This is a genomic window from Mesorhizobium sp. M7A.F.Ca.MR.362.00.0.0 (genome assembly GCF_004023175.1).
Lineage (GTDB): Bacteria > Pseudomonadota > Alphaproteobacteria > Rhizobiales > Rhizobiaceae > Mesorhizobium.
On the sequence record NZ_RZTF01000570.1, the window covers coordinates 225 to 2,957 of the forward strand.

The 2,733-nt window shown below is 62.8% G+C and carries 3 protein-coding genes; 2 read left to right on the forward strand and 1 reads right to left on the reverse strand.

What is annotated here, in order from left to right; genetic code table 11:
- Positions 1 to 105 precede the first annotated feature (105 nt).
- Complete coding sequence (gene dksA, locus EOC06_RS35285) at positions 106 to 522, reverse strand: RNA polymerase-binding protein DksA (RefSeq protein ID WP_013531862.1); 417 nt, start codon at positions 520 to 522, stop codon at positions 106 to 108.
- A 330-nt stretch (positions 523 to 852) separates the two neighbouring features.
- Here dksA and EOC06_RS35290 point away from each other — a divergent pair, with 330 nt between their 5' ends.
- On the forward strand, positions 853 to 1,356 hold the full coding sequence (locus EOC06_RS35290) for a histidine phosphatase family protein (protein ID WP_127810508.1): 504 nt from the start codon (positions 853 to 855) through the stop codon (positions 1,354 to 1,356).
- A 63-nt stretch (positions 1,357 to 1,419) separates the two neighbouring features.
- Positions 1,420 to 2,733: YcjX family protein (locus EOC06_RS35295; protein WP_128309978.1), on the forward strand; the 1,314-nt coding region annotated here is incomplete at its 3' end.

Genomic DNA, 2,733 nt, shown 5'->3' on the forward strand with positions numbered 1-2,733 from the left:
CCTCAGAGCGGTGGATGCCGCACCAATAGAAATGGCCGGAAAACCAGCCATTTTCAGGATCGAATTCGTTCGGGACAGCCGGCCGTGCGCCGCCGGCCTTGACCTTCAGTCGTCGCGATAGACTTTTTCGCGGCGCTCATGCCGCTCCTGCGCTTCGATCGACAATGTCGCGATCGGACGCGCATCGAGCCGCTTCAGCGCGATCGGCTCGCCGGTCTCTTCGCAATAGCCGTAAGTGCCTTCGTCGATGCGCTGCAGGGCGGAGTCGATCTTTGCAATGAGCTTGCGCTGACGGTCACGGGCCCTGAGTTCGATGGCACGGTCGGTTTCCGAAGAGGCGCGGTCGGCCAGATCGGGGTGGTTGGCGTTTTCTTGCTGCAGGATTTCCAGTGTTTCGCGCGCTTCGCGCAATATGTCATTCTTCCAGGTGACGAGCTTTGAGCGGAAGTAGGATTTCTGCCGCTCGTTCATGAACGGCTCGTCTTCGGAGGGTACGTAATCGGCGGTAACGATGTCGTTCATTCGACTCACCCAAACTGCCCCAAATTTGGCGCCTATATATTCGTCGTCCGACGCCTGCACAAGCGCAATCGGCCGCTGTTTCACGCAATTGTTAAAGTACCCCGCCACGGGTCTTTGCAGCCGCGTACGGTCGCTTTGGTACAAACTCCGCCGAGACACTTTGGATCCGGTGGCACATGCTTTCCGAGATCGGCCGTGATCCCGGGGCGATACGCAAGCGCCTTTGCAGCAAGCAGCATTGGGTGATTCGCTGTGTTTGAAGAGCACGGGCATTGTGCGCAACGCCGTTCTCGTGGCTAATCCCGGGAGGCTTCGGCATTCGGAGGTTGGGTGAGCAGGCTTTATCTGTTGCGACATGCAAAGGCTGGCTGGGCACTGCCCGGCATGCGGGATTTCGATCGCCCGCTCGACGCGTCCGGCCGTTCCGATGCCGAAATGATGGGCGCCGCCATGCGCTCCCGCCTCTATGTTCCGGACCGCACGCTCTGCTCCAATGCCAAACGCGCCAAGGAGACGCTGGAAAGCCTGGCCGGCCAGACCGACACCGGCCGGGTCCTGTTCTTCGACGCGCTCTACAGCGCGGACGCGGCCGGTTACCTCCACCTTATCCGCGACAATGGCGGATCGGGCTCATTGCTGGTCATTGGCCACAACCCGATGATGGAAGACCTCACCATGGCAGTTTCGGGCGACGGCGACGAAACCGCGCGGGCCACGCTGAACCACGGGTTTCCGACCGCGGGCCTGGCGGTCGTCCGCTTCGACGGCGATCTTGCCAGCGCCGCCCAAGGCGCCGGCTATCTCGAAGCGTTCCTGACGCCGGCCGATCTCTGAAGCCATTTCAAAGCCTGGTTGTAGAGCCTATATCGGGCGGACCGAAGTCCGAGAGAGCATATTTTGGCATCATCGCTGACCACCTTCACCGACGAGGCGAGGATTGCCCTCGACACGCTGTCAGGCCGCGCCACCGGGCTTTTTTCCCCATCGCTGCGCCTCGGCGTGACCGGATTGTCCCGCGCCGGCAAGACGGTGTTCATATCGGCCCTTGTCCACAATTTGATCCATGGCGGGCGCCTGCCGCTGTTCGAGGCGCAGAAATCGGGGCGCATCGCCCGCGCCTTCCTCGAGCAGCAGCCCGACGACGCGGTGCCGCGTTTCCAGTACGAGGACCACATCGCCGCCCTGGTCAACGATCGTGCCTGGCCCGATTCGACGCGCGCCATTTCGGAACTGCGGCTGACCATCGAATATGAATCGGCTTCCGGCTGGAGCCGCATGTTTTCTTCAGGCAGACTGTCGGTCGATATCGTCGATTATCCCGGCGAATGGCTGCTCGATCTGCCCCTGCTCGGCAAATCCTTCGCCGATTTTTCGCACGAAGCCTTTGAAATGGCCGTTCTGCCGGTGCGCGAGGACCTGTCGCAGGCCTGGCGGGCGCTGTCGGCTGGGATCGATCCGGACGCCGATGCCGACGAGATGACGGCGCGCCGCCTGGCCGAAAGCTTCGCCGCCTATCTGAAGGCCTGCAAGCTCGACGAGCGGGCGCTTTCGACCTTGCCGCCCGGCCGTTTCCTGATGCCGGGCGATCTCGAAGGCTCGCCGGCACTGACTTTCGCGCCCCTGGCCGGGATCGGCGACAGGCGTCCGCGCGCTGGGTCGCTGCACGCCATGATGGACCGGCGCTACGAGGCCTACAAGACCCATGTCGTCAAACCCTTCTTCCGCGAACACATCACCCGCCTCGATCGCCAGATCGTGCTGATCGACGCCATGCAGGCGCTGAACGCCGGCCCCGGCGCCATGGCCGACCTGGAACGCGCGGTAACCGAGATCCTCAGCTGTTTCCGACCCGGCCGGGGCAGCTTCCTCACCGACCTGTTCTCGCGGCGCATCGACCGCATCCTGGTTGCCGCGACCAAAGCCGACCATCTGCATCACGAAAGCCATGACCGCCTGCAGTCGATCGTGCGGCGGCTTGCCGACCGCGCCGTGGCACGGGCGAATTTCACCGGCGCCGACGTCGATGTGGTCGCCATGGCGGCGGTGCGCGCGACGCGCGAAGGCACCGTCAAGCAAGGCCGAGAGACGTTGCCAGTCATTGTCGGGACGCCGATCGCCGGCGAGAAGATCAACGGCGAAACCTTCGATGGAAAAACTGAAACAGCCATATTTCCTGGTGATTTACCGGAGAAAATTGATGCGGTTTGTGAT